Annotated in this window: 3 protein-coding genes; all 3 read right to left on the bottom strand. The window is 28.1% G+C overall.

Annotation, left to right across the window (positions count from 1 at the left end; genetic code table 11):
- Positions 1 to 518: 518 nt before the first annotated feature.
- Positions 519 to 1,031, bottom strand: coding sequence for a hypothetical protein (locus tag B2217_RS01895; protein WP_291122034.1), 513 nt, complete (start codon positions 1,029 to 1,031; stop codon positions 519 to 521).
- Between the two features lie 195 nt (positions 1,032 to 1,226).
- Positions 1,227 to 1,829 (bottom strand): hypothetical protein, encoded by a 603-nt coding sequence (locus B2217_RS01890; RefSeq protein ID WP_280046415.1) that lies wholly within the window; start codon positions 1,827 to 1,829, stop codon positions 1,227 to 1,229.
- Positions 1,830 to 2,227: 398 nt separating this feature from the next.
- The gene (locus B2217_RS01885) at positions 2,228 to 2,533 is read right to left on the bottom strand and encodes a helix-turn-helix domain-containing protein (protein WP_291094797.1); all 306 of its coding nucleotides are present in this window, start codon (positions 2,531 to 2,533) and stop codon (positions 2,228 to 2,230) included.
- Positions 2,534 to 3,260 lie beyond the last annotated feature (727 nt).

The raw sequence follows: 3,260 nt of genomic DNA, 5'->3' as shown, positions 1-3,260 counted from the left end.
GTTTGGACTTTTTTAGCCATATTTGCTTATCAATTCTTTGTTGTAAATATACAAATACAATAACTGCGAATAAAGTAATATTATCGGATAATTATTTACGTAAAACCGTATTTGTATCATTATTTCAAAAATAATATATTTTAGAGTCAATATATGATGTTGTGTTGATAAGAAATATGAAGGTAAGCTAATAGATAATTAGCTAGTGAAAGAAATTTGGTTTATTTATATTTTACTATTTGATCTTTTTGTAAAATTATTAATAGTCTTTTTTATCTGTCTTCTTCGACTGTTGTTCGAAAAAACACCCTTTTTCTCGAACTATTTTCCAAGGAAATTCGAACAAAACTCGAAGAAATAGACTATTTTGTCCTTCTAAAAAAATAGACGACAAAATAAGAAGTATACCTTATTGTGTAAAAATAAAAAACCTCCTTAAAATTGCTTCAAAAGAGGTTGTTATTTATAATATTTGTGTTTTTGTACCTAAAATAGGAGTTGTGTAAAAGTTACAGATGTTAGTACCAAGCTTTTTTGATTTCAATAATATCATTCTCATTAATTGAACCAAAAGAAAAATTGTCACCATTCAAAATGAATTTTTCTACCTCTTCATCTCTTATAGTTTTCCAAAAGCGTAAAGCAATGTTTTTATTAAGTAAATCTTTAGTGTTTGAGATATCAATGGTAAAGCCAGAATAATTTACAAAAATATCAGAATTAGTTATTCGAGAATTATTTTTTAGAATAAACCATTGATCATAAATGTCAAATATTGGTTCGTTAAGTTCCACGATATTTAGATTGTCGAAATAAGCAATTTCATTTTCAAATTTCCAGCCCCGATTAATTTCTTCTTCGGTTAAAATCATACAATCACTGTCAAACGCAATTACAGCTAGATTCTTATTGACTATAAATTTTTGAAATTCGAAAACAAAATTTTTCATCAAATTATTCTCTGTAGAAAATTCAATCCAGTATATATTATCAGTTTTTCCTTCACGTACAGTCATATGTTTATCTAACATTATTTATAGCTTTAGTTTCGTACAATTCTTCTCAAACATACAACAGCTATTTAACAACAAATTACGGTTTCCCGCAAAAACAAAACACCTCCTTAAAATCACTTTTAAAGAGGTTATTATTTATACTATTTTGTTTTTTTGTTCCTAAAAATTAGAGTTGTGGAACAGTTACCCGTTTTGGCAGCAATATTTTTATCAAAGTCGTCCGCCATTGTCTAAAAATTCTATACACTGATTATATACGCTGTAAATTTCTTCAACAAGTTTTGGCAAATCTATTTGTTCGTTTAATGATATAAATTTAAACTCTCTAATTATGTATGCTTTAAATACATAAGTTACTTCATCTAGATCTTCCGAAATCCAAAAGATTGATTTGGTCGGAATTATATTTCCTGCAATCGCATTGTTTAGAAATAAGTCAAGTTTTTCATCAAAATGCTCAATGTAGTTTCTAAAATCTCTTTTACTTAATTCTTGACCATCGTCAATTTTAAAAGTCTCTCTTAGTTTTTCGCCACGAAGCTTGTGAATGAGGTTTTTAACCGGAGGGAAAAAATATTTTGAAATTATGCCTGCTTGATTTACAATATTTTCAGCAAGGTCAACTGTGTCGATTGCATTAGTCTTTAATAAATTCTCGTCTGAAACAATTTCATTCAGAGTTTCCCAACTTTCTATGGCGTTAAGTGAAGCAGTTTTTATGCACTCTAAGTAAAAAACCTCGTAAGGAGGCCAAATTTTAATTTGCTCTTGACCTTCAAATAGTTTAGGCTCATTTTTTTTAGATTTTGTCATAAACTTCGTATTTGTTCAATTTTGTCTTAACAACTTCTTACGTTGTCGTCTTGTCTAACTTTTTTTAATTCTTCAAAAGTAATTTTCTGTCAACTATTATTTTTAATGGTATGGTGACCAATAATATTGCTGCCAAAATTATTTTTCACGAAACTACTATAGCTTTAGTTTCATGTAAATAACAAATATATAAATTAATCTAATTTATAACCATTATTGTGTAAATAAGTAAAGGGCTTCTATATAGAAGCCCTTTACTTATATTAATTTATGTAAAATAAAAAACTCAGGTGAACTTTTAACCTAAAATCTAACACCTGAGTAATAAATGAACGTCATGCCTATGACTTATATTCATTTCGAATTTAAGATTTTTATTTTAAACTAAACGTTTTTAATTATTTAATGTCTTTTACTTTTTTTACAAACTCCTCATATGTATCTGTTTTTTCATTGTCCCAGTTTGTTGGTTCTATTAAATCATAAATACTTACTCTTAGTAATTTTGCAATCTCAATTAGTTCTTCCAAAGAAGGTTGTCTTTTGTTATTTCGCCATTTAGATATTGTAAATTCAGTTTTACCAATAAATTTAGCAATGACTCTATTTTGTACATTTCTTTCTTTAAAAACAATATCTAATCGATTAATTTTCATATAATTTAAAATATTTATTAAAAAAGTTTGGCGTTTAGTGTCAAACATTGTATATTTGATATATGTTTAAAGCGACACAATTAGTTAAGGCGATTTGACTTAACGAAATGATGTCTCTCTATTCGGGAATAATCCGGTAAATTATAAGCCCTAGAGAGTACAAAAAGTCGCCCAATACACTGGGATTTTCATATATTTGCGATAATTCCAGAGGGCGATTTATGCGTTTGTACTTCATTGGGCAAGAGTTTACTCTAAAGGTTTTCTTACCGGATTTCCTCACGATAATGAAGGAGTGTAAATCGTTTCTCTGACTTTTTATTTCTACTTCTATCAAGAATAGAAGACATCGTTCCATAAAACCCAACACAAAATGAGAACGAAACAATTTCCATTCATCCGTAAAAAACCGCCAGACAAAGTCTGATTGTTTTTTCAATTCTTTTAAAGAACAATTCTCCGTTTTTATAACGTTTTTAAAACACGGATCGTAAAGCAAAGGGCTATCCTTTCTTTACACACTCTCTATCAGAGCCTCGGTAAGGAGACTTTGACAGTAACTGTTATACTCTTTTTTTTCGCACATTAAAAGTAAATCCTTTATTGCCATTTTCCAAATTTATTGGGGCTACTACCTGTTTTAAGTTGTAAGTAATGAGTTATAAGTAATGAGTTAAATGTATGATGTACAGATTAGATGTTAGATATGAGAATTGAAATTTTAGATTTGTACTATGTAAAAAGTAGAATGTATTATGTATTTGAAAAAGGATTA

The organism is Empedobacter sp. UBA7620 (assembly GCF_002484185.1).
Lineage (GTDB): Bacteria > Bacteroidota > Bacteroidia > Flavobacteriales > Weeksellaceae > Empedobacter > Empedobacter falsenii_C.
Note: the sequence above shows the minus strand (reverse complement) of the source record. Positions and strands in the feature narration are given on the sequence as shown.

Bases quoted from the DNA above. Each gene is read 5' to 3' on its own strand.
- B2217_RS01895 (WP_291122034.1), bottom strand. From the start codon at position 1,031: ATGTTAGATAAACATATGACTGTACGTGAAGGAAAAACTGATAATATA.
- B2217_RS01890 (WP_280046415.1), bottom strand. From the start codon at position 1,829: ATGACAAAATCTAAAAAAAATGAGCCTAAACTATTTGAAGGTCAAGAG.
- B2217_RS01885 (WP_291094797.1), bottom strand. From the start codon at position 2,533: ATGTTTGACACTAAACGCCAAACTTTTTTAATAAATATTTTAAATTAT.